Source organism: Bacteroides ndongoniae (genome assembly GCF_900108345.1).
Taxonomy (GTDB): Bacteria; Bacteroidota; Bacteroidia; order Bacteroidales; family Bacteroidaceae; genus Bacteroides; species Bacteroides ndongoniae.
Genome location: NZ_FNVV01000013.1, coordinates 417,677 through 440,464, shown reverse-complemented (window position 1 = coordinate 440,464; position 22,788 = coordinate 417,677). Strand labels below are relative to the sequence as shown.

Here is a 22,788-nt window from a genome sequence, read left to right as displayed (position 1 = left end):
CTAAATAATAGGTAATATTAATCGTAAAAAAGAAAAGAATTATGAATCTAAAAAAATGGATACTTACGCTCTGCATAGGTATAACCGCAATGTCGTGCATACAGAACGAAGCACTGAACATGGAAGCGGCAATAGACGGCTGTACAGGACCGGATATACAACTGACAAACATAAGCAACACTGAAAAGAGAGTATTGCTCTACGTACAAAAAGGAGCTGATCTTTCAAAGCAAGAACTGATATTTACCTTACCAGATGGTGCAACCATCGAAGCTAATGAAAAGAAGCAAGGTGATAACGGCAACATATACGACTTCAGCGAAGGCGAACATGCACGCTCCTTCACGGTCACTTCCGAAGACGGAGAATACACAGCTGTATACACCATCTACATCATCCTGACCGAACTTCCTACCACTTATCGCTTCGAACAATTGCTCGAAGGTTCAACCAGCAATTACGACATCCTTTACGAGGAAAGCGAACCAACAACAATAGGTGATTCAAAGAAGATTCTGGAATGGTCCAGTGGAAATCCTGGATACGAATTGACCAGCATGGCTAAAGATCGTACCGGCTATCCCACCATGCTCTCGACTGACGGCTACATGGGTAAATGCGTCAAACTGGAAACCAAAGATACCGGTAGCTTTGGCGCTATGGTAAAAATGTACATTGCCGCCGGTAATCTGTTTATAGGCAATTTTGAACTGGGTGATGCTCTGAAAGATGCTCCTGCAGCCACAAAGTTCGGATTCAAGTTCTTCAAACATCCTGTACGGCTGACCGGTTACTTCAAATATAAAGCAGGAAGCGTTTTCACAGAATCAGGACAGGCAAACGAAAACAGAAAGGACCGTTTCGACATTTACGCCATCTTCTACGAAGCATCGGATAACTCCTTTATGCTGAATGGTTCCAACGCATTGACTCATCCTTCGCTGGTTGCCGTAGCTAGAATTCCTGAAGAAGAAGCCATCGAAACCAACACCTGGACTAAGTTTGACCTTCCCTTCGAATTAAAAGAAGGCAAAAGTATTGATGAAGAAAAGCTTGCTCAAGGTAAATACAAACTGGGCGTCGTATTCTCATCGAGTGTTGACGGTGCTTATTTCAACGGAGCCGTCGGTAGCACACTTTATGTTGACGAAGTAGAAGTAATCTGTCAGGAAAATAACTTTTAATCAAACAGTTAACTAAATTACAATTCATATGAAAAAATATTATCTCCTCATAATAGCTCTGTTGTCAAGTGTGGCCACCATACCTGCATGGGCACAGCAAGAACGAACTCAAAGCATTATCCAGTCCTATCTGCACGGTTGGGAATATTCACTGAAAGCAGGTTTCAGCATCGGAGGAACCTCTCCCCTTCCCCTTCCTGTAGAGATACGTAGTATAGACGGATATTCCCCCAGTATGGCTATCTCTATTGAAGGCAACACGACCAAATGGCTGGATGCGAAAAAAATATGGGGACTTACCATCGGACTACGCCTGGAGAACAAGAGTATGACAACCGAAGCTACGGTGAAGAACTATAACATGAAGATTATCAATACCAATGGAGGCGAATTGAAAGGGCTTTGGACCGGAGGCGTAAAAACCAAAGTAAAGAACAACTACCTTAGTATACCTGTTCTTGCCAATTACCGTATCAGTCCACGCTGGAAACTGGTAGCCGGCCCTTACTTCTCATACTTACTTGAAGGCAATTTCTCTGGAAATGTATACGAAGGACACCTCCGCACCCCTGATGCTACAGGCTCACGCGTCAACTTCGAAGGCGAAAGCATTGCTACCTACGACTTCAGCGACGACCTGCGGAAATTCCAATGGGGATTGCAGCTGGGTGGCGAATGGCGCGCATTCAAGCATTTGAATGTTTATGCCGACTTGACGTGGGGTCTGAATGACATCTTCCAAAAAGACTTTGATACAATTACCTTTGCTATGTATCCCATTTATCTGAATGTAGGATTCGGATATTGGTTCTAAGTAAACATACTGGAAATAACGGCAGAGCCATTCGAGCAGAAGCTGAAAAATATAGAATTTCTATTATCAGCTAACTCATCCGAAAGACTCTGTCGTTTTTGTATCGCCTCCTCTTTTACATTCAGTCTGAATTTTCAGATGAATAAAAGATAAAACATCTGATGCTATCTTAATACTTTCCTGAATAAAATCAGAAAAAGAAAGAGAAGTCACATGCCACATTTCATGATGAAAAGGAAGAGAGAATATGATATAAAAAAAGCTGCCTCAAAGCAAGAGACAGCTTTCCAGATTATATTTTAGTATATTTTATTCACCGATGACTTCCAAATTGTCTACAATCAAAGTACTATTAGCCGCACCATTAAAGTTTGCACCATCTTTACTTGAAGAACATATAATAGCCAGTTTATATGTTTTCTCTGCATCATAAGTAGCGCCATCTTTCCAAGTAAAGTTCAAGTCAAATTCAGTCCATTCACTCTTGGCTGTACCGTCTTCCAATCTGGCTCTTGCAACAATACGCTCATCATCACTGTCAATGTTACTTCCATCCAATGTTTCATCAGCAGTAGTTATCGTATAAAGAACTGCCTGAATAGCACATTCATCTACCTCTTCCGTTTCTGTTGCTACACCTTCAACGGTTCTGATGAAAGGAGTTCCGGGAGCATATTTATATACGCCTTTAAATCTTAAAGGTTTCTTATCATAAACAACACCGAAGTGAGTCATTTTTAGAGCACCACCGGGACGCAAAGCACCCAACATATCATATTCAAAAGAACCAGTAAATACTGAACCTGCGGTAATATAAGCCTTGGCCAAGGCAGCCATAGTATTACGAGCATCACGCGTTACTAGCTTAGCTGCTTTCCCTTCGTAACCATTTTCTTCGATAACAACAGGATAACCGACTAATGGATTAGCTTTATAATTCAATAACTGTGCTCCTTCATTAGGAGTAGCCAATAAATTAAGAGGAAGTGGAGAATAATATGATTCATAATCTTCACCAAGATCAACCATTTCCCATTCATCGAAAGAGAAACTCAAAACATTCTGCAATCCAGATACAGAAACCTGATATGTCTTCGTCTTTCCATAATCCTCGGAAACAACAGTGTAAGTCACAGGACCTCCAGAGAAGTCTTGAGCCACACCTGTAGCCGGAGTCACTGTAGCACCTTCGGAAACTGTAATAGTTGGAACCAAAGCTGTGATATCAGCACCTTCGACAACCTTAAAAGTAATTGTATTATCATCATTGATAACAGGCTGCTCGGTCACAACATCAGTATTATCGAACGTAAAAGTCAAAATATCAGCCTCAGTCTTCTCCGTACCTGTCAATTTAGTACCGGCAAACGTAACTTTAACATCCTGCTCCATCGAACCAAGCATAGCCTTTATGTTCAAATTTAAAGAAAGAGTGCCGTTTGCAACAGAACCCTGAGCTTCAACATCTGCGTCCAAGCCAGCTACTTCTACCTTAACAGTAGTAGTACCAGTAAATGTATATGCATTACCGTTCGGAGTAAGTTCACAATTCAATAATTCAACATCACCTACCGGAATACCCATAAAAGCAAAATCCGTAATAAACAAGTTGATAGCAGTAGTACTAGCCTTTTCTACCATTATTTTCTGATAAGCAGAAGGCATATCCTGTCCCATAACGTTCACTTTCAGTTCTCCCTTGTATCCACCGGCAATCTCATCCTGAATTACCTGTGAATAATCGGCCGGAGTAGAATCATCGTCGCTACAAGCAACGAACAAACTCATTGAACAAATCAATGCGAATAAATAAAATAATCTTTTTTTCATACTTTCTAACCTACTTGATTTTAGTTAATAATATCTCCACAACGGAGACCTTAATTCTTCTATTTTGCATTAAGGGTGCAAAATAACACTTTTTGCATGACTTCCACAAGTTCTTTTCCACAAAAAAGTTGTTCCATTTTTACCATTTTTTTATAAGAGGCCTAAAGAGTTCTATGTTTTAAAAGAATTAAAGAGTAACTAATACCTAGCCTTTTAACTAAATAGTCCCAAAACAAAAAGACTGTTTACTTTGTACCATCCTTCAACATTCTGCAAAACTTTTCAAGACTTACGTTCAGATTTCACAAAAAAGCATTATCTTTATAGAAAAAATAAAATCTAACAAAGGCATCAAAGTACACTATAGTTATATATAACCTATTTAAAGCATATCGACTATGTTCAACTCATTTGGAAACATCCTGCGCCTGACCAGTTTTGGCGAATCGCATGGCAAAGGCATCGGAGGTGTTATTGACGGATTTCCCGCCGGTATCACCATTGACATGGATTTCGTACAGAAAGAACTTGACCGTCGTCGTCCCGGACAATCGGACCTTACTACTCCACGCAAAGAGGCCGACAAAGTGGAGTTTCTTTCCGGCATCTTTGAAGGAAAATCTACCGGCTGCCCCATTGGTTTCATCGTATGGAACGAAAACCAACACTCGAACGACTACGATAATCTGAAAGAAGTATACCGTCCCTCGCACGCCGACTACACCTACCGGGTGAAATATGGCATTCGGGATCATCGGGGAGGCGGACGGTCATCGGCCCGCGAAACCATTTCGCGCGTCGTAGCAGGAGCATTGGCTAAACTGGCATTACGCCAACTTGGCATACGTATTACCGCATATACCTCGCAAGTAGGCCCTATCCGTCTGGAAGAAAACTACACCGCTTACAATCTGGATCTGACAGAAACCAACCCCGTACGTTGCCCTGATCCGGAAAAGGCTAAAGAAATGGAACAGCTCATCACCCAAGTGAAAGCCGAAGGCGATACAATAGGCGGAGTCATCACCTGTGTCATCACAGGTTGCCCTGTCGGACTAGGACAGCCCGTTTTCGGCAAACTGCAAGCCGCATTGGCATCGGGTATGCTAAGTATTAATGCAGCTAAAGCTTTCGAATACGGCGACGGATTCAAAGGACTGAAAATGAAAGGATCGGAACAGAACGATGTCTTCTACAACGATGCCGGCCGCATCACCACCCATACCAATCACTCAGGAGGCATACAGGGTGGCATCAGTAACGGACAAGACATCTACTTCCGCGTAGCCTTCAAGCCTGTAGCCACTGTGCTTATGGAGCAGCATACCGTCAACATCGACGGACGGGATACTACCCTGAAAGCCCGCGGACGCCACGACCCTTGCGTACTGCCCCGGGCCGTACCCATCGTAGAAGCCATGGCCGCACTGACCATTCTGGATTTCTACCTGATAGACCGGACAACGCAATTGTAAGAGGCCTCTCCTCCGCCCCAAAGAAATGGGAGAAAGGAAACGGCTTACCTATTATATAATGTATTACTTTTAATCCACCCGCTCCCCCTCCGACGGATCAGGGAGCGGAAAAAGAGTTTTCCTCGCTTATGATCAAGACCTACATCTCTGAAAACGAATCCCGCATGCTGGACGAATTGTTCAGCCTCATCCGTATCCCAAGTATCAGCGCCCAGCCGGAACATCACGACGACATGCTGGCCTGTGCCGAACGCTGGCGTCAGTTGCTGCTGGAAGCAGGTGCCGACGAAGCCATGGTGATGCCTTCGCAAGGTAATCCGATGGTTTTTGCTCAAAAGAATGTCAATCCCGAAGCTCCAACCATCCTCATCTATGCCCACTACGACGTAATGCCGGCCGAACCGCTGGAACTGTGGAAAAGCGCCCCCTTCGAACCCGAAGTACGTGACGGGCATATATGGGCACGTGGTGCCGATGACGACAAAGGTCAATCGTTCATCCAGGTGAAAGCATTCGAATATCTTGTAAAGAACAACCTGCTGACTCACAACGTAAAATTCATCTTCGAAGGCGAAGAAGAGATTGGTTCTCCCAGTCTCGAAGCTTTCTGTAAAGACCACCGCGAACTGCTCAAGGCTGACATCATCCTTGTATCCGACACCAGCATGCTGGGTGCCGACCTTCCTTCATTGACTACAGGTCTGCGCGGACTGGCTTATTGGGAAATTGAAGTAACCGGTCCTAACCGCGACCTGCATTCCGGACACTTTGGCGGTGCAGTAGCCAACCCCATCAACGTACTGTGCCAGATGATGAGCCGCATTGTCGATGCCGACGGCCGTATCACCGTCCCCGGTTTCTACGACGATGTAGAAGAAGTTCCTCAGGCCGAACGCGACATGATTGCCCACATTCCTTTTGATGAAGAAAAATACAAGGCTGCCATAGGCGTTCGTGAACTGTTTGGCGAAAAAGGATACAGCACACTGGAACGTAACAGCTGCCGGCCATCGTTCGACATCTGCGGCATCTGGGGCGGATACACCGGAGAAGGTTCAAAGACAGTGCTCCCTTCCAAGGCTTACGCTAAAGTATCCTGCCGACTTGTTCCGCATCAGGACCACCACAAAATCTCCCAGCTATTTGCCGACTATATTCAAAGCATTGCTCCTGCCACCGTACAGGTAAAAGTCACTCCCATGCATGGCGGCCAGGGTTATGTTTGCCCCATCAGCCTGCCGGCCTATCAGGCAGCGGAGAAAGGTTTTGAGAAAGCTTTCGGCAAGAAGCCGCTGGCCGTACGCCGTGGCGGAAGCATCCCTATTATTTCCACTTTCGAACAGGTATTAGGCATCAAGACCGTTCTGATGGGATTCGGACTGGAAAGCAATGCCATCCACTCGCCCAATGAAAATATACCGCTCGACATCATTCGCAAAGGTATCGAAGCTGTAGTAGAGTTCCACCTGAACTTCCATTAAAGCTGTTGTTCACCCAAAGAATGGTCGGCTAGTACAAAACAACAGACCCGGACAACACCAAAAACAATATCAGTGTTTGTCCGGGTTATTTGTTTCAGACAAGCTGTTCGCTGTCTTTATCTGCCTCATCGCAACTACTTGTCAACAGACAGGCACAGTGTTAGAAAGGTTTTCGGAAACTGCATCCGTTACGCCATTCCGAACAGCCATAAGCAGTCTTTCCTTTTATAACGGTTCCTTTGCCACAGAGCGGACAAGGAGTACCCACCAACTCGTCGGTAGCAGTAGCGACAGGTGTAGCCACAGTCGTAGTAGCTGCTGCAGGAGAAACGGCAGCCGCAGCATCTGCCTTCTTCTTGCGAGGAGCTCGCTTTCCGGTTTCCTTTTTCGGCTTCGCCTCAGAAGCAGCAGCAGACTTCACCGCGCGTCCCGCTTTTTCCACAGAAGGAGTCTGCACGGTAATACGCCGATTACTGCGATCGGCCAAGACGCTGGCCACAATCTCGGCAACCATCTGCTTCAGTTCTTCCAAGAATTGAGCTGCATTATAGGTACGACGTTCTATCTCGCGCAGTTTCTTTTCCCAGATACCAGTCAGTTCGGCACTCTTCAGCAGTTCCTCGTGAATGGTCTGTATCAGCTCTACCCCCGTAGGAGTAGCAATCAGATTTTTCTTTTCTTTCCGGATATAGTTACGCTTGAACAAAGTCTCGATGATGGCCGCACGTGTAGAAGGACGTCCTATGCCATTCTCCTTCAGAGCATCGCGCAGTTCATCGTTATCCACCAGTTTTCCGGCAGTCTCCATAGCCCGCAGCAACGTAGCTTCGGTATACGGACGTGGAGGCTGTGTCCACTTCTCGACCAATTCGGGTACGTGAGGTCCACTTTCTCCTTTGACAAAAGCCGGAAGGACCCGGTCTTCGTCGCCGCTATCCTTTGTCCCTTCATCATTATTGTCCTGTGCCGAAGCGTTGTAATTGAATACCACCCTCCACCCCGGATCCAATATCTGTTTACCCGAGGTCTTGAACTCAATACCTCCTGTCTCGCCCATGACTGTAGTAGTAGAAAAACGACAATCGGGATAGAAGACGGCAATAAACCGACGGGCTATGAGGTCGAACACACGCCGCTCCAGGTCAGTCAGGTTGACAGGCGGCTGACCGGTGGGAATAATGGCATGATGGTCTGTCACTTTCGAATTGTCGAATACTTTTTTCGACTTGATCAGAGTGGTACCTTCCAGCGGCGCCGTCAGTGTTTCATAACCTCGTAAACCTTTCAGGATAGAAGGACATTTGGGATAAATATCGTCACTCAGGAAGGTCGTATCTACACGAGGATAAGTCGTTATCTTTTTCTCGTAAAGAGACTGGATAGTCTTCAGGGTGTCATCGGCCGAGTAAGCGAACTTCTTGTTACACTCTACTTGCAGCGAAGTCAAATCGAACAGACGAAGCGGAGCTTCCCGACCTTCTTTCTTGGTGACAGAAGTGACAGTAAAAGGCTCGTCTTTAATACGTGCCAGTAATTCCTCACCCCGTACACGGTCGGTAATGGGGTCAATACCACGGTTTTCTTCCTCTTTCTTAGGCTTCCTACCGGCCGCAATGGCTTCTTGCTGCTTTTCGGCCTCTAAAGCCAGTTCTTCATCACTCTTGCGGATAAGAGCAGAAAAGGACGTGTCGCGATAAACGGTATTGAGAACCCAATACTGTTTGGGGACAAAATGTTGGATTTCGAGCTGACGATTCACAATAAGCGCCAGCGTAGGAGTCTGTACCCGCCCGATGGAGAGGACCTGACCATTCTGACCGTACTTCATCGTATACAAGCGTGTAGCATTCATGCCCAACAGCCAGTCGCCAATGGCACGACTCAGGCCGGCTTCGTACAACGGTTGAAAATCGGCAGCATCGCGTAGTTTGGCAAATCCTTCACGGATGGCCTCCTCGGTAAGCGACGATATCCAAAGCCGTTTCACCGGACACCGGGCACCAGCCTTCTGCATCACCCAGCGTTGGATAAGTTCACCTTCCTGGCCGGCATCACCACAATTGATGATCATATCGGCCTTCTGCATCAGGCCTTCAATGACATGAAACTGACGTTCGTAAGTAGGATTACTGATAAGCTTGATGCCAAAACGGGGAGGAATCATAGGCAGATACTCCAATCTCCACGATTTCCAGTCGGGCGTGTATTCGTGCGGCTCTTTCAAGGTACAAAGATGGCCGAATGTCCACGTCACCTGATATCCGTTTCCTTCGATATATCCGTCTTTTTTATCCCTTGCTCCCAGCACGTCGGCAATATCACGTGCCACAGAAGGTTTCTCGGCTATGCAAACTATCATTACTTCTTCAGTTGTTTTTTAGTCGGGCAAAGATACAGATTTAATAAGGAATGAAAAAACGAAGAACTGGAAAATTCGTAGCCTCCAACTGAGGGAATATTTTTACCCAACTGGGGAAAAATATTTCTCCAACTGGGAAATAAATTACAGCTATCTGATAATGAAACAAACGTATTATCACCATTCCCCCACAAACGCATAAATTTTAATGCCCGTTTACCTGCATAAAAAAAGGGCTCCGCCGAGCCCAACCTTTGTTAATTTTAAATCTAATACTATGAAAAACATGCTGCAAAGATAATAATATCTTTGGTTTTTGCAAATATAATACCTAAAAAATATCCAGAATAACATTGATTAAGAAGAAGGGCGGAAATGTAAATACATCCCGCCCTTCTTTAACGATTAAATCAATGAATTATTCTTCATCCATCAAGATCTCCAAAATCTGGCAAGCAGCCTTGGCAACCGAAGTACCGGGGCCAAAGATAGCAAGGCATTAAATTAGGTAATTCGATCAATACCCCGGATTATTTTTAGCCTCTAACTTCGGATTACTCTGCAATTCGACCAAAGGAATGGGCAACAACTCATGTTTGCCGCTGACAAAGTTTTGGTAAGCAGGATAAGGTTTGTTTTCCTTTTTGTTCACCGAACTATTCTCACCGAAAAGTTTCAGAGCATCGGCCAACACCCCCCAGCGAATGAGGTCAAATTTACGCTGTCCTTCAAAAGATAATTCAAAGCCACGCTCCCAATAAAGAGCCGTGCGAAAACGTCCCTGTTCATCACCGTCAGTAATGAAAGGCAGATCATGTGTTTTTTTGCGGACAGCCATCAGTTGATCGTAGTTGGCCGATGTATAAGAAGTGGCTCCAGCACGTTGACGTACACTATTTAACAACATCCAAGCCTGTTCTGTCTTTCCCACTTCGTTGTAGGCTTCCGCTGCCATCAACACTACATCGGCATAGCGCAAGACACAATAGTTCACGTCACCATAGTTCATATTTTTGTTACGGCTTTCAGGAGCCATCCATTCTCTACGCCACTTACCTGGATACCAAGAACCGGCACCGCGTTCTTCCTTTACATGCTGCTTGTTTTTCCAAGCAAAACGATAAGTACAGATACTCACATCGCGACGCACATCGCCTTCCTCAAAAAAGTTCTTCCACTCAGGCACAGTAATAAAAAAACCGTTGGCTCTCCCCATATAGTTGGCTGATTCAGAAGAAGCAATCCCCGTAGGTTCGGCCACCAGCGGACCGTTGTAAATGCCCCATGCACCCCCGTTACGACTGCCTTGCTGGTGATAGAACGAAATTTCGAACAGACTCTCCTTACTATTAAGCACACCTTCAGAAAAGCCTTTGAAAAGAGCTTCATAACCACCTTCATAGAAGCCATGGTAACCATTTGCCTGAAAAGCATCCCACTCTGTAAGGGCTGCTTCAAAATACGTTTTACGGGTACTTTCATCGGGACACGACAGTTTTCCATCTAACTGTAAGCTATAGCCGGCACGTTGCAAATAAACACGCATCAGCAGAGCACGAGCGGCACCTTGCGTCACCCGTTCTGGACTGGACGAAGCCGTAGCCCAGTCCAGGTTATTCTTAGCAAAGTCCAAGTCAGCAATAATCTGATCGTAAATTTCCTCACGGCTCACTCGGGCACCGAATGCCTCATCGTAACTGGCCGAGTAGGAAGTCTTGAAAGGCACATCACCCCAACTCTTTACCAAATCGAAAGCTAGGAAGGCACGCAGGAAACGAGCTTCGGCATCGAGTGCTTTCAGTTTCTGACTGTCGGCATAGGCGGACATGTTCTCTATGCCGTCAATAGCCATATTAGCCCGGTCAATGCCCTGGTACTTCAACAGCCAAAGCATTCTGACCCATTCGTTGGTGGAATTTACTGTGTAGTGCACCATATCCTTAATCTGATTATCCGAACCAGTGCGGGCCAAATAATATGTATCGTCCGATGCCATGGATGCCATTTCGTACCAGCCATAGTGGCGATAGTCTGAAATAGAATTGTAGATACCCAAGACGGCCATTTCGGCCTTGGCCTCCGTACTGAAGAAGCCGTCCTTGTCATAACTCGAATTTGGGGTCTCTGTCAGCATATCCTCGCACGATGTGAACGAAACAGCCAGCAGAACAAATGCTATATATAATAATGTGTATTTTTTCATTGCTATCATTTGTTTATTGAGGTTAGAATGCGATGTTTACACCGAAAATGAAAGAACGGCTACGTGGATAGGAACCGAAGTCCACACCGGGAGTCAGCGGGCTACGCATGTTGCTCACTTCGGGGTCGAAGCCTGTGTAGGGTGTCCATGTGAAGAGATTGTTGCCGGTGGCATACACACGCAGATTGCTCAGCTTTATTTTCTTTATCAACTGTTTGGGGAACGTATAGCCCAAAGTCACGTTGCTCAGGCGCAGGAAAGAGGCATCTTCCACTGCCCACGAATGAATGTATTTGTTACCCTCCTGATTGTCATGCCAGGAAGCAACACTCTTGCCCTGGTTCATAGCAGCCAGTTCGGCAGGGTCGGTCACCCGTTCGCCTCGGTCGTTGATGGTCATCCAGCGGTTGTGGCTGTTCATCACATTCAGGGCATTATAATTTTCGCGTCCCACCTTGCTTGTCACCAACTTAGTAGCATTCAGTACTTCATTGCCATAGCTGAAAGTGAAGAACACACTCAGGTCGAAACCCTTGTAGGTGAGGTTGTTGTTCAAACCGCCGTAGAACTTGGGCGAGGCATTGCCTATGACCGTCTTGTCGTTCTCGTCTATCACGTCGTTTCCGTCCATGTTGCGGAACTTCCAGTCGCCCGGCTGCACTGTGTTGCGGTTGCCATAGCATGCCACACCGTCCTTCAGGGTGTAGGTTTTGGTAGTGGGGTCGTAGTCGAAATCGTCTACCTGATAGAGTCCATCGGTGATAAAGCCATAGAACTGGCCGATGGGTTCGCCCACAGCCAGGCGGTGAGTATTCTGATTGTAGCCGAACTTAGCCTCGAACAGCTGCACCTCCTCACCGGTCAATGCCTCAACGGTGTTCTTGTTGTGCGAGAAGGTCAGCGTAGTATTCCACGAGAAGTCCTTCGTAACGATATTCTGCGTATTGACTGTCAGGTCGATACCCACATTCTTTGTCTCGCCGGCATTGACCATCATCGTTTCATAGCCCGACGACATGGGCAGACGGGTGCTCAGCAACAAGTCGCTACTACGGTTGATATAGAACTCGGGCGAAACGGTAATGCGCTGTTCCAAGAAACCGAAGTCGAAACCCATGTTGAACGTCTTGTTGGCCTCCCACTTCAGGTCTTTATTCGGAATGACACTCGAAGCATAACCCGGCACCAGAGCATCGCCCATGGCAGTAAGCACGGAACTGAACAGTGCCAGACTGTTATAGCTGCCTATGCGGTTGTTTCCTGCCAAACCGTAACCGATGCGGAACTTCAGGTCGGAGAAGATATTGAGCTTCTTGATGAATTCCTCCTCACCCAGACGCCAGGCGGCAGATACGGCAGGGAAAATGCCCCACTTGTTGTCGGCACTGAACTTGGACGAGCCGTCGGCACGCAGAGTAGCACTCAGCAGGTACTTGTCCTTATAGTCATAGTTGACACGGGCGAAGAAAGAGAGCAGGTTATCATCATCATTCAGATAAGAATCAGACGCCGAAGGTGTACCGATACCCATGTCATCCAACTGGAAGTCATCGGTAGGCAAATTACTAACCTCGGTGTGAACATAACGTTCCCAACGATGCACATACTCCTGGCCTAACTGGGCGGTCAGCTTATGCGCTTTCTGGAAACGGGTTTCGTAAGTCAGCACGTTCGAGGTTTGAAAGCTGCCATCTTCCGTATTACGGATAGAGCCATAAGTACCGTTACGGCGTCCCATGATGGACTGGTCGCCATAAAACAGCTCGCGGCGTTGCGTACGGTAACGCATACCGGTGTTGTTGCGAAAAGTCAACCCCTTCATTATTTTATAGGTCAATCCGCCATTAGCCTGTAGCGTGCGGATTTCGCGGTCGTCTTTTTCTTCAGCTGCGTTTATCAACGGATTCTGCATCACATTGCCGGCTTCGTCGGTCAGCAGCGGATCTTCACCCATCAGCAGTTCGTCATCGCTGCCCTTAATGCCGATAGTAGGACGGTATTGCAGAATCTGTGCCATCTTGTTGAAGCGGGCATCCGTGTTGCTGCCGCCTTCGTTAGTACCGTTGCCTGCCACGCCTGCTCCGTAAATACTACGATAGTCGAAGTTGATGCGTGCAGTAACGCTGAGTTTGTCGTTCACCTTGCCGTTCACACCCAGAGTAATGTTGTGGCGCTCGCTGCCGCTGTATACCATGGCTCCCTCATCCTTGTTGTAGCTATAGGCCAGGTTGTACTTCACCGCTTCGCTGCCACCGTTCACGCCTACACGGTAGTTCTGCGTCAGCGTGGTGCGTCCCATGGTTTCGTCCAGCCAGTCAATGCCGGGACGGTTGCCATAGTTTTCGTGCAGTTCCAGGAAGCTGCCGTAGCGGTTCTGCCAGGCGGTCATGGTTTCTTCGGGGGTGGAGGTCAGCCCCACGGTGCGTTCATAGTCGGCCAGCACAAACTCTTCGGTACTCAGCACGTCGAGCTTGTTGGCAAGCTTGCGGAAGCCCACATAGGCGTCAAACGTCACCTGTCCTTTGCCCTCCATGCTCTTGCCACTCTTGGTCGTGATGAGTACCACACCGTTGGCACCCCGGGCACCGTAGATGGCGGTGGCAGAAGCGTCCTTCAGCACGTCGATGCTCTCAATGTCGGCGGGGTCGAGGCTGGACATACCGTCCTCTGTGGGGAAACCATCTATCACATGAAGAGGCTCATTGCTCTGAGTAATGGAGATACCGCCACGCACACGAATGGAAGCCTCTGCACCCGGCTGACCGTCGGTCTGTACAATCTGCACACCCGCCATGCGTCCGGCCAATGCCTGTGTAGCATCCGAAGTGGGCACTTTCATTAGATCCTCACTCTTGATAGAGGCTACGGAACCGGTCAGGTCCTTGCGCTTCACAGTAGCATAGCCCACAACAACCACTTCTTCAAGCAACTGGTTGTCAGCCTCCAGCGTCACATCAATCTTACTACGTCCCTTCACGGGCACTTCTATGGTTTTCATACCGATGTAAGAAAACACCAATACGTCTTTCTTGGCATCATTGACGGTTATGGTGTAGTTTCCGTTCATATCGGTGATGGTGCCCACGCCCGCCGCACCTTTGAGGCTGACGTTTCCGCCTATCACTTCCAAATTTTCATTGTCCATCACTCTACCGGTGACGGTCAGGCTTTGCGCACGAAGACCGGTGATGCCTACCACCAACAGCAAAGCTAAGATAAGATTTCTCATTGTTGTTTAAATATTAATAGAATTTTAAATGAATTATTTCCATGCTGACATTCAAAAAAGATTAAAGAAAAGCCCGACAAACGCCCTCTATTTCTTTTGAATGCTTTTATAAATATGCTTTGTTTAATATTGTTCGGCACCAGCAAGATTGTAATACAGTCTATCTTTCTGCCCATCCACCTCAACTTCTACCACGATGCGGCCATCACCAGCTTCAGCAAGTGAAGCATGAATGGTTGTGTTATCCGCCTGCTTGCGCGGGCAGATAACGGTGACATAACGAACAGGGTTTTCATCGTTCTTCTTTACATTGAAAGAGAATGCCGGACGGCGAATGCGTTCGCGATAAGCCACAGAGTACCATCCTTCCTCCTCTACCATCTCCATCGGATGAGCCGAGAAGCACTGCAACCGCACATTGCTCTCACCATCGTAGTGGGTAGTCAGGCGGTTTTGTTCGCGACTGACCTCCACTGCCCCGTCGCACAACTGATAGTGCAGGTTTACCGTACCTGTTGCCGGACCGATAGCCTCGTCCACCAACACGAAGTAACTGCCTCTGACAAAGAACACCGAACGTCGGTGAAGCAAACCGGAATATCCTGGATTCTCTGTTACCAATATCCGAGTATCACCCTCCGCCTTCCACAGGCGGGTGACAGATTGGGTTGTCTCCAGATTGCGGTTGTCGAGCGTCAGCGTGTTGTGTACAGCAGTCTGCCGAAACCAGTTACGCTGTTTCCACACTTCCTCATCGCCTCCGAACACATAGCAGCCCGAGTCGGGAAAGAGGTTCTTTCCGCCCGACCACAATTCAAAGGTACCGTTGTCCGGCTGACAATGCCATTCTCCCTTCGGACCAGCCTTGAGCACCATCACCGTAGCATCTTCCTTCCACCCGTTGCGTAAAGTGAAGAAACCAGTGACAGGCGAAGCATACGACAGATGAATGGGACACCGCCCTTCCTTGCCCTGCGTAGCAAAGTAGCGCAACTGCTCATCATCAGGGAACTGGGCAGACCATCTCTTAAAACTCTTGATAAAACTGTAGGGAGCCGACCGCCTTCCGTCGCTAAAACAGGGAACAGTATAGTCGGGAAACAGGGTGTTCAGGTAGAAGTGCATCATCTGGTGAATGGTCTCAACATATGAGTCGGGAAAATCCTCACGAAAGCCATTAGCATCGGCCATGGATAGTGCCTGGCTAAATATGTCAATAGCCGCAGCATGGTATCCCAAATCAAGTTCATACTGTCCACCGTCGGCATAGACCTGCTTCCTGATTTCACGGTTCAGAACATCTATGCCACTCTGACGCCACCGGGAGGCTTCGGCAAATTCGGGAAAGAAGATACCTGCATTGAGCACGTACTGGGCCTCGAACAACAAATGATTGCCCTCGGCAGAATAGTTTTCCTGAACGTGCACGGCATGCTTGTGATAGTTCACCAAAAACTCCGTAAGGAATGCAGGCGTGAAATACCGGGAAGGAAGGAACAGCAGGAACTGATCTATCTGGTCTTTCAAGCGAATACCCGTCTCCAGCGGACGCCAAGCAAAACGCACGTTTTCGACTTCGCCCTTCACACTGTCCACATCGGCCAGCTCATACAAATCGGGATTTATCTTCACCAACGGGTTCTTACGAATCCAGTCCACGTACTGCAATACCCATTCGCGAGCATACTTCTCATCACCCGTCACCCGGTAAGCCTTACCCATGGGAATGAACCATTTATGACGATGAAGCTGCCAGCGCAATTCGTTGTCGCGCACCGGCCAGTATTTCCAATCAATATCCTTGCCGTAGTTGAAGGACGGTTGATAACCGGTATGCACAAAGAATGTGTGCTCCAGGGCCTCATCAGCCCACTTCCGCTCGGTGGGACTGAGAGTCACTTTATTCAAATCCAAAGCCGGATAAACCACACCGGCACGTTGCCGAAAATAGTCCAACAGAGCTTGAGCGGCTTTCTTCCAGTTTCCGCGACCGTAAGCTTCCTTCACCTGCTCCAACCCCGGATAATCCAAGTTGAGCAGTGCAAAAGCTTCCTTGTTCAACGACTGAGCCTGAAGAACCATAAAGGTTAACGGCAAAGCAAGCAGTAAAGCATATATACGTTTCATTAATTTGAAGTTACAATAATTACTATCATTTATTTATAAGTTCATCACATTATTTCATCCGTGTCATTTGTTTCATCCCCCATCATCTATTCCGTGTCATGACAGGCGTTTTGTCTACCGCTTCCTGCACCTGCCACACACCGTCGATTTCATCGTAGAGTACGGAAGAAGAGGCATAGCGACGCATGTAAGGTGTGCCACCAATCTGCGGATTGTCTGCCCCCAGGCTGAACACCACGGGAACGGCATCGTGAGTCACCTCCAGCGCGGCCGGTTGCGAGGCATCGAGCACGGCGCGTATCTTCCAGTCGCCCACCTCAAAGATGTGATTGCCAGTGCTGCGCAACAAAGGTATATCGGCGCCCGTATGCCCCACCCGAACCACAGCCAGGAAACGCGCCGCACTACTGCCTTCCACCGTAGCAGTGAGGTGCCACTGATTGGGGGTAGCGGGCGTAATCTGTGCGGGCGGCACTCGGAACCGGTCCGTCTGACTCAAACTGAACGGCTCTCCACAAAACAACTGCGTCACCGCCACATAACTGCCATCGGCTCCAGCTGTAGTGAGCATCTGTTGTTCTTCGTCGATGCTGAAACGCACCGGGCTATGCAACAACCACTCCCAACGCACAGGCTCGGAAGCCTCCAACTCATCGTAAACAAGCAATATGTCTGGATGCAACATCAATACATGCCGCCGATAGCAATTCAACGGAGTGTCACCGAAACCATTTTCCGGTGTCTGGCTAATACCAGCCTGCTCGAAAGCAGAGACCCACATGGGGTCATCGGACACGCCACAATAAGCATGTGAAGCATCGCCCAAGCAATAACTGATATGACTGCCTCCCAAGGCACGGACTACGCTGCCATATCCTTTCGTGGAATAGGGCTGTCCTATACCATTGACCAACAGCGTATTGTGCGCACGACTATGACGATAGGACATCAGGTTGTGGGCATCGCTGAAATTCTGATAATAACCAGTACTGCGATAAACGGGCTGCCCCTCATAGAGCAGATTGAACGCATTCTGGCTGGCCGTTGTATGACTACCCGAACCGAATGTGCTGGAACGGAACGACAAAGCCAAATCATCATCCGTACTCCCCGGATGACTGTGCATGGCCACTTCGCCCGTATCCTCATACCACAACATTTTAGGCGCATCGGCGGGGAAAACCGTATCGTAAGTGCGGTCGGCACACATGCGGTAAAGGCGCAGCTCATAGTCCTGAGCCACCAGGTCGGCACACTCGGCGGCATACCAGCCCGCATAAGCATCGCCAGTTTCCCGTGCCAGATAGTCGGCAAAGGCAGCCGTTAGCCGGCTGGGGGTGTCGCCCTGCTCGCTGGCATCGCCAAAACCATTGCTGGCCGAATGAGGCGGGAAGCTATAAACCAAGGCCTGGCCGGAAGCACGATACCAAGGATGCCCAAGAAAGTCGAAACGAGCCACATAGGAAAGCAAAGCCGGCATATAAGCCAGTGTATGAACATTGGCCGGGAAATAGCCCGTTCCGTTGTGCCACAGACCATCAAGATTGAAACCACCGGCCGGAGCACGGGCCGTCCACAGCTCATAATAGTATTCCAGCATAGGTAACACTTCACTGCCATAAACCGGATGGTCGTAAAGTAAAAAAGCTATCTGGAAGTAAGTACGCATGTTCTGCTGCCAAAAATGATTGTCAAATATATGATTTTCCTGATAACCCAAGTTTTCTTTATAATAACGGCGCAAGACACGCATCAGCAACTCTTCGGCTGCCGAACGTTCTGCCGGGTCAAGTCTGTCGTGAAGCAAGTCGTAAGCCAAAAGGCAACATATAGCCACATCGGACGAGGTGAAATTGTCGGCAAACAATTGCCCGTCGGATGGAGAAGCCATGCAAAATGCCTCCAACATTTCGTGCAGCTTGTCCGCATAGCACGACTGGAGCGTGAGGTAGGCTGCCTGATAGAGCCAAAAAGCCTGTGCCTTCAAGACAGATGCCTGGGAACAAAGATCGCCCAAAGCCTGATAATTGGTGTCTAAAGCTGTTGCCGCGCGTGTCAACAATGCCTTATATTCGGAATGGGAAGCCACTTTACGACGCGCCTCGTCAATACGAGGAGCCAGAAAACAATATAGACGCGGATAATCACGCGGCGCGTTGCAAACAAAATCGGCAAAGGAAGGGGTGACAAACACAGCTTCGTCACCTGTTACCTCGAAAGCGATGGCCTCACTCCATTCACTTGCGACTGTCCCATCGGCGGCACAAGAGCGAAAGCGCCAGTACCATGTGCCCGCCTTTAGAACGCGGTGGGGATTGAAGAAGCATCCCGTCTGCAAAGTGGAAACAAGGGTCTCAGACGTATTGAACGATGCGCTAGACGAAAGGGCAAACTCCAGCATCTCGCCCGTCTTCTGGCTTTGGGGCACTATGAGGGGAGCCGGGTTAATCATCAGCTCGTTATCGGCCTTCGGATAAGGCTGTGTGCGTATCTTGTCGCGATAGGCATCGGGAACCTCGACAGCGGGTACTTCCTGTGGTTCGTCGGTCGGAGGAAGCGAATCAGACGTACAAGCGGCCAAAGAGAAAAGAAGGGCTATGAGGAAGACATGTTTCATGATAATACTATAAGAAAAAATGTACCCAATCACTACAGAGATTACACGAATTAACACAGATTATCCAATCGAAGTTCCGTTATTATAAACAAGCATCTGTAAAAATCCGTATAATTCTGTAGTGAATGGAAATACTGGAATATAGAGAAATAGAATAGTTCAGGTCAGGAATTGCGGCTATCCGAGCGGACTTCCGCCCTCCTCTTCGCTTCCGCCACTGCCGGTTCCGCCTGTTGCGCTTTTTTCTTCGCCATTCCAACGCGTCCAACGCACGCTGGCGGGAGCCAGGTTACGCGTCACAGCACGGCCCTGCGTATAATGGGTTTCGGGGGTGAAGCGAATGCGGGTCAATTCGATGTCCTCGGCGGTCACCTTGTCGGGCGTGTCCTGCCCGCCCTTGCGTGCGGCAATGGTGTAGCGGAAGAAACCGATGTCCTGCAGGTGTACGCTGCGGCCGGCGTTCATGCCACGCGCCATGACACTGGGCAGCACCGACAGCACAGCCAGCACGTCGGCCTTGTGTACGGTAGACATTTCCATGATTTGTTCCACCAGTTCATCCGTCTCCATAGGACGGTCGGTAATAACGGCGTAAGGATAGTACTTGCCGTTGGATTTCAATTGTTTGGGTTTGAAATATGCCATAGTCTTTCAGATTTTCACCTCTTGCAGAAGAGGCAGTTAAACATTTGGTTTTCTGTGTCATTCTATAGTAATCGACGACACGGCGACCCGTAGGGTACGATACGGCGACCCGTTAGGCACCAGACGGCGACCCGTAGGGTACGAGACGCCGTGTCGTCGGCAAGGCTTCGAAAGGGGGTTATTCGAAGATGGTCAGTACAGAAAAGATAAGACCCGAAGCTGTGGAACTCATTGTTTCGGTCTTGCTGACTGTGCCATCGGCCACGTTAATCAGGCAACCTTGTACGCTTCCATCTACCACCGACGAAGATACGCAATAGTAGTTGCCACTATAGGCAGCTTTCACATTGGCTTTAAGGGTAGCATCTTCCAATGCCATGAAATCAGTAATCTGTGCTATTGAAGGGATATACCATTCGCTCAGATTTGACGCGCTGACAGGAGTCAATTCATTATTGGTGAAAAAAGCGTTGAATATCTGGAGCGTACTTTTGTCTCCCTCCATAGCATCGAATGCTGTCTTGATTGAATTGCTGAAGCTATATCCGGCATAAGCCTGGCTTGCATCGTCTGTAGTAGCAAGGCTCAATGTTGAACAGTCGCCTAAACGCAAGCGATTAATGGCCTTGTTCAGTGACACAGCATACGCTTTTGCGGTTTTGCCTTCTGCATAAACTGAATTGTCGGCCTTACCCTCTGCCATAGAGAACACCACAGCCACCGCATCTGTAGCCTCAGCCACCACTTCGCCCTGAGCATTGATATAGGCGCCGACCTTCAGTTCGCCTGCCGGCTGAGGTTCTTCGGGGTCAGTTTCTTCACCCTCGAAGGCATCATCTATCACAACTTCCATCTTAATTTTGTCATCGCCCGGCTCTTCACCCGGCTTCAGGCTGACGCTGGTGTTGCTTTGAAGGCTCATCATCTGGTCAGGGGGAAGCTGGATGCTCTTGGTAGAGGTTCCTTCTTCGTTGCTGAAAGTGATGCTAGAAGTACGAGTTTCGCCGGCCACAGTAGCCAGCACATAGCAATAGAAAGCAAACTCACCATCAGTCAACACAGGCACGTAGCTATCGGCAGTGGCCTGAAGCTGTCCCTTAGTAGTAGCCTTACCCGTAGCAACGTTGAATCCGGCGCCTGCATAGAGATTAGGATTGATGTGAGTAAGACCGGTCAGGCCCAATGCATCCACATCAGCCGTCTTCACGGCAATGCGGGTGAAGGGACGCTTCAGGGTAACGCTGCCTGCCAGGTTGTCGGTTGCCACGGTTGCGCAGAAGGCATCGGCGGCAGGATTGTTGAACAAGTCGTTAGTTTTGTTCAGACGATAGGTAATGTTGGTCAAGGTCTCGGCGTTGTAAACCACTTTTTTAGCATCATTTATGTCAGTACCTTCCACATAGTCGGCCCAGAACAAGTAATTGGCTGCGCTTGCATTCTTTTCAAACTCAAAGGTAGCCTTTCCGGCGGTCACGGGCTGCACCATGCGGGTGCCTTCGATGACTGTCCCTTCGCTGTCCACTGCTTCCATGATGCAACGCATCACATATCCCTGTACATCAGCCACTGCACGCGTATCGGGTGTGGCACCGCTTACATTCACTGAGAGAACGACTTTACCGCCGTTGGTTTCATTGCTGGAAATGATTTCCTCCTGACTGCACGCTGCCATAAAGAGCAGGGTAAACACAGCCATCACTGAATAGAAAAAGTTCTTTTTCATGGTTACTTAAAAGTTTTATTTGTATATAAATATAGTTACTTAATTATGCTTGTTTTCATTTAAATGACCTCTACCTCCATGTCTATCTCGTCGTCGAAGTCGGGATCAATGCCCACACCATCCTCAGCCAGGGCTGGATCGGCCGTAAGGAAGTTGTCACGAACGGTGGTAAGCATGCCGGGAGTACAGCGTAGGCGTATGATGGAGCGTGCCACGGTCTTGTTCTGGCTGTCCACCACTTCTACTTCCACAGGCACAGCTGTGTCGGTCTCGTTGCACAGTACATAATCAAAGCCTATCTCAAAATCCTTGACGGGTGTTTCGGGCAGGGTAAACTCCTTACTATAGCTCATGTAGAGCAGAGAATTGCGCAACTGCCCGGTAAGCACATCAAAACCCATAGGTAAATAATCGCTGTACTTCACACGCACGGTGAACTTGTTGCCACTTACTTCGCCTGCTGAAACCTTGTCTATCAGCTTGTCGAGGTCGGTAGCCAGCAGACGATAGCGTGCCACAGGACGGCTGAGCGTCAATTCAAGAGGCACCTGCACGTTCCAGTCGTTGCGATAACTGCTCAAGTCCACTTCCTGCATGGCATAAAAGGCGTCTTTCCAGTCGGTGTTGCCTTGGTAGCGTCCATTGCCGATGACAGGAGTCAGGGTAGTGGTATCGTAGAACCAGTCAGCCCTCTGGTCAGCCTGCACATAGTCGGCCCAAACAGCCAGCCGGTAAGGGCGTGCGTGAAGTTTCAGGGATACGGGCACAGTGAGCAGGGTACGTCCGTCCACTACTTCTTCGTAAACCACCTGCCGTACGGAAGTGGCGTCGCTCAGATAGGCATCCACAATAAAACGGTGCAGGTAGGCAGCATCGCCCTCTGCGCGGGTGGAGAAAGCTTTCGATGCGGCTTCGGAAACAGTTAGACGGAGCGACAACTGTGCCTTAACCGTCACCTCTGTAGGGTCTACCCCCCACTCTCCTGTAGCTGTCATTTCGGGTTCTTCGTGCAACTGGCAAGAGGCCAACAAGAAGATGCAACTGCCCAAGAGGCTGAAAATATGTTTGAATATCTTTTTCATTGTCTTCATATATTTAAGA

General features: G+C 48.5%; 13 protein-coding genes. 4 read left to right on the top strand and 9 right to left on the bottom strand.

The genetic code is table 11. The features are described 5' to 3' along the window. Nucleotides 1-41: 41 nt before the first annotated feature. Entirely contained in the window at nt 42-1,184 is a 1,143-nt protein-coding gene (locus BQ5591_RS06070) for a PCMD domain-containing protein (RefSeq protein WP_022163216.1), read from the top strand. A gap of 28 nt (nt 1,185-1,212) precedes the next feature. Further along, entirely contained in the window at nt 1,213-1,998 is a 786-nt protein-coding gene (locus BQ5591_RS06065) for a porin family protein (RefSeq protein ID WP_071148766.1), read from the top strand. Between the two features lie 309 nt (nt 1,999-2,307). Here BQ5591_RS06065 and BQ5591_RS06060 read toward each other — a convergent pair whose 3' ends face one another. Then, entirely contained in the window at nt 2,308-3,828 is a 1,521-nt protein-coding gene (locus tag BQ5591_RS06060) for a PCMD domain-containing protein (RefSeq protein ID WP_071148765.1), read from the bottom strand. A 398-nt stretch (nt 3,829-4,226) separates the two neighbouring features. Between BQ5591_RS06060 and aroC the strand changes: the two genes are divergently transcribed. Then, entirely contained in the window at nt 4,227-5,303 is a 1,077-nt protein-coding gene (gene aroC / locus BQ5591_RS06055; RefSeq protein WP_071148764.1) for a chorismate synthase, read from the top strand. Between the two features lie 128 nt (nt 5,304-5,431). Continuing rightward, the gene (locus tag BQ5591_RS06050) at nt 5,432-6,784 is read left to right on the top strand and encodes a dipeptidase (protein WP_071148763.1); all 1,353 of its coding nucleotides are present in this window, start codon (nt 5,432-5,434) and stop codon (nt 6,782-6,784) included. Between the two features lie 160 nt (nt 6,785-6,944). On the opposite strand, the gene BQ5591_RS06045 is transcribed toward BQ5591_RS06050, so the two are convergent. The 8 genes from BQ5591_RS06045 to BQ5591_RS06010 all read right to left on the bottom strand — a co-directional run bounded on the left by BQ5591_RS06045 (nt 6,945) and on the right by BQ5591_RS06010 (nt 22,778). After that, nucleotides 6,945-9,143 carry a DNA topoisomerase 3 gene (locus BQ5591_RS06045; protein WP_071148762.1) on the bottom strand — a complete coding sequence of 733 codons (2,199 nt, stop codon included), beginning with the start codon at nt 9,141-9,143 and terminating at the stop codon, nt 6,945-6,947. A gap of 517 nt (nt 9,144-9,660) precedes the next feature. Further along, entirely contained in the window at nt 9,661-11,346 is a 1,686-nt protein-coding gene (locus BQ5591_RS06040; protein ID WP_071148761.1) for a RagB/SusD family nutrient uptake outer membrane protein, read from the bottom strand. A gap of 22 nt (nt 11,347-11,368) precedes the next feature. Continuing rightward, on the bottom strand, nt 11,369-14,575 hold the full coding sequence (locus BQ5591_RS06035) for a SusC/RagA family TonB-linked outer membrane protein (RefSeq protein WP_071148760.1): 3,207 nt from the start codon (nt 14,573-14,575) through the stop codon (nt 11,369-11,371). 123 nt (nt 14,576-14,698) lie between these two features. Further along, nucleotides 14,699-16,702 carry a heparin-sulfate lyase HepC gene (gene hepC, locus BQ5591_RS06030; RefSeq protein WP_071148759.1) on the bottom strand — a complete coding sequence of 668 codons (2,004 nt, stop codon included), beginning with the start codon at nt 16,700-16,702 and terminating at the stop codon, nt 14,699-14,701. 82 nt (nt 16,703-16,784) lie between these two features. Beyond that, nucleotides 16,785-19,319 carry a DUF4962 domain-containing protein gene (locus tag BQ5591_RS06025; RefSeq protein WP_071148758.1) on the bottom strand — a complete coding sequence of 845 codons (2,535 nt, stop codon included), beginning with the start codon at nt 19,317-19,319 and terminating at the stop codon, nt 16,785-16,787. 177 nt (nt 19,320-19,496) lie between these two features. Continuing rightward, complete coding sequence (locus tag BQ5591_RS06020; RefSeq protein WP_022163226.1) at nt 19,497-19,964, bottom strand: HU family DNA-binding protein; 468 nt, start codon at nt 19,962-19,964, stop codon at nt 19,497-19,499. A 178-nt stretch (nt 19,965-20,142) separates the two neighbouring features. Continuing rightward, complete coding sequence (locus BQ5591_RS06015; RefSeq protein ID WP_071148757.1) at nt 20,143-21,687, bottom strand: DUF6562 domain-containing protein; 1,545 nt, start codon at nt 21,685-21,687, stop codon at nt 20,143-20,145. A gap of 59 nt (nt 21,688-21,746) precedes the next feature. Further along, entirely contained in the window at nt 21,747-22,778 is a 1,032-nt protein-coding gene (locus BQ5591_RS06010; protein WP_235817048.1) for a DUF6562 domain-containing protein, read from the bottom strand. Nucleotides 22,779-22,788: the final 10 nt, after the last annotated feature.

What these genes read in the sequence shown, in the direction of transcription:
- BQ5591_RS06070 (WP_022163216.1), top strand. Translation starts at nt 42, where the DNA reads ATGAATCTAAAAAAATGGATACTTACGCTCTGCATAGGTATAACCGCA.
- BQ5591_RS06065 (WP_071148766.1), top strand. Translation starts at nt 1,213, where the DNA reads ATGAAAAAATATTATCTCCTCATAATAGCTCTGTTGTCAAGTGTGGCC.
- BQ5591_RS06060 (WP_071148765.1), bottom strand. Translation starts at nt 3,828, where the DNA reads ATGAAAAAAAGATTATTTTATTTATTCGCATTGATTTGTTCAATGAGT.
- aroC (WP_071148764.1), top strand. Translation starts at nt 4,227, where the DNA reads ATGTTCAACTCATTTGGAAACATCCTGCGCCTGACCAGTTTTGGCGAA.
- BQ5591_RS06050 (WP_071148763.1), top strand. Translation starts at nt 5,432, where the DNA reads ATGATCAAGACCTACATCTCTGAAAACGAATCCCGCATGCTGGACGAA.
- BQ5591_RS06045 (WP_071148762.1), bottom strand. Translation starts at nt 9,143, where the DNA reads ATGATAGTTTGCATAGCCGAGAAACCTTCTGTGGCACGTGATATTGCC.
- BQ5591_RS06040 (WP_071148761.1), bottom strand. Translation starts at nt 11,346, where the DNA reads ATGAAAAAATACACATTATTATATATAGCATTTGTTCTGCTGGCTGTT.
- BQ5591_RS06035 (WP_071148760.1), bottom strand. Translation starts at nt 14,575, where the DNA reads ATGAGAAATCTTATCTTAGCTTTGCTGTTGGTGGTAGGCATCACCGGT.
- hepC (WP_071148759.1), bottom strand. Translation starts at nt 16,702, where the DNA reads ATGAAACGTATATATGCTTTACTGCTTGCTTTGCCGTTAACCTTTATG.
- BQ5591_RS06025 (WP_071148758.1), bottom strand. Translation starts at nt 19,319, where the DNA reads ATGAAACATGTCTTCCTCATAGCCCTTCTTTTCTCTTTGGCCGCTTGT.
- BQ5591_RS06020 (WP_022163226.1), bottom strand. Translation starts at nt 19,964, where the DNA reads ATGGCATATTTCAAACCCAAACAATTGAAATCCAACGGCAAGTACTAT.
- BQ5591_RS06015 (WP_071148757.1), bottom strand. Translation starts at nt 21,687, where the DNA reads ATGAAAAAGAACTTTTTCTATTCAGTGATGGCTGTGTTTACCCTGCTC.
- BQ5591_RS06010 (WP_235817048.1), bottom strand. Translation starts at nt 22,778, where the DNA reads ATGAAGACAATGAAAAAGATATTCAAACATATTTTCAGCCTCTTGGGC.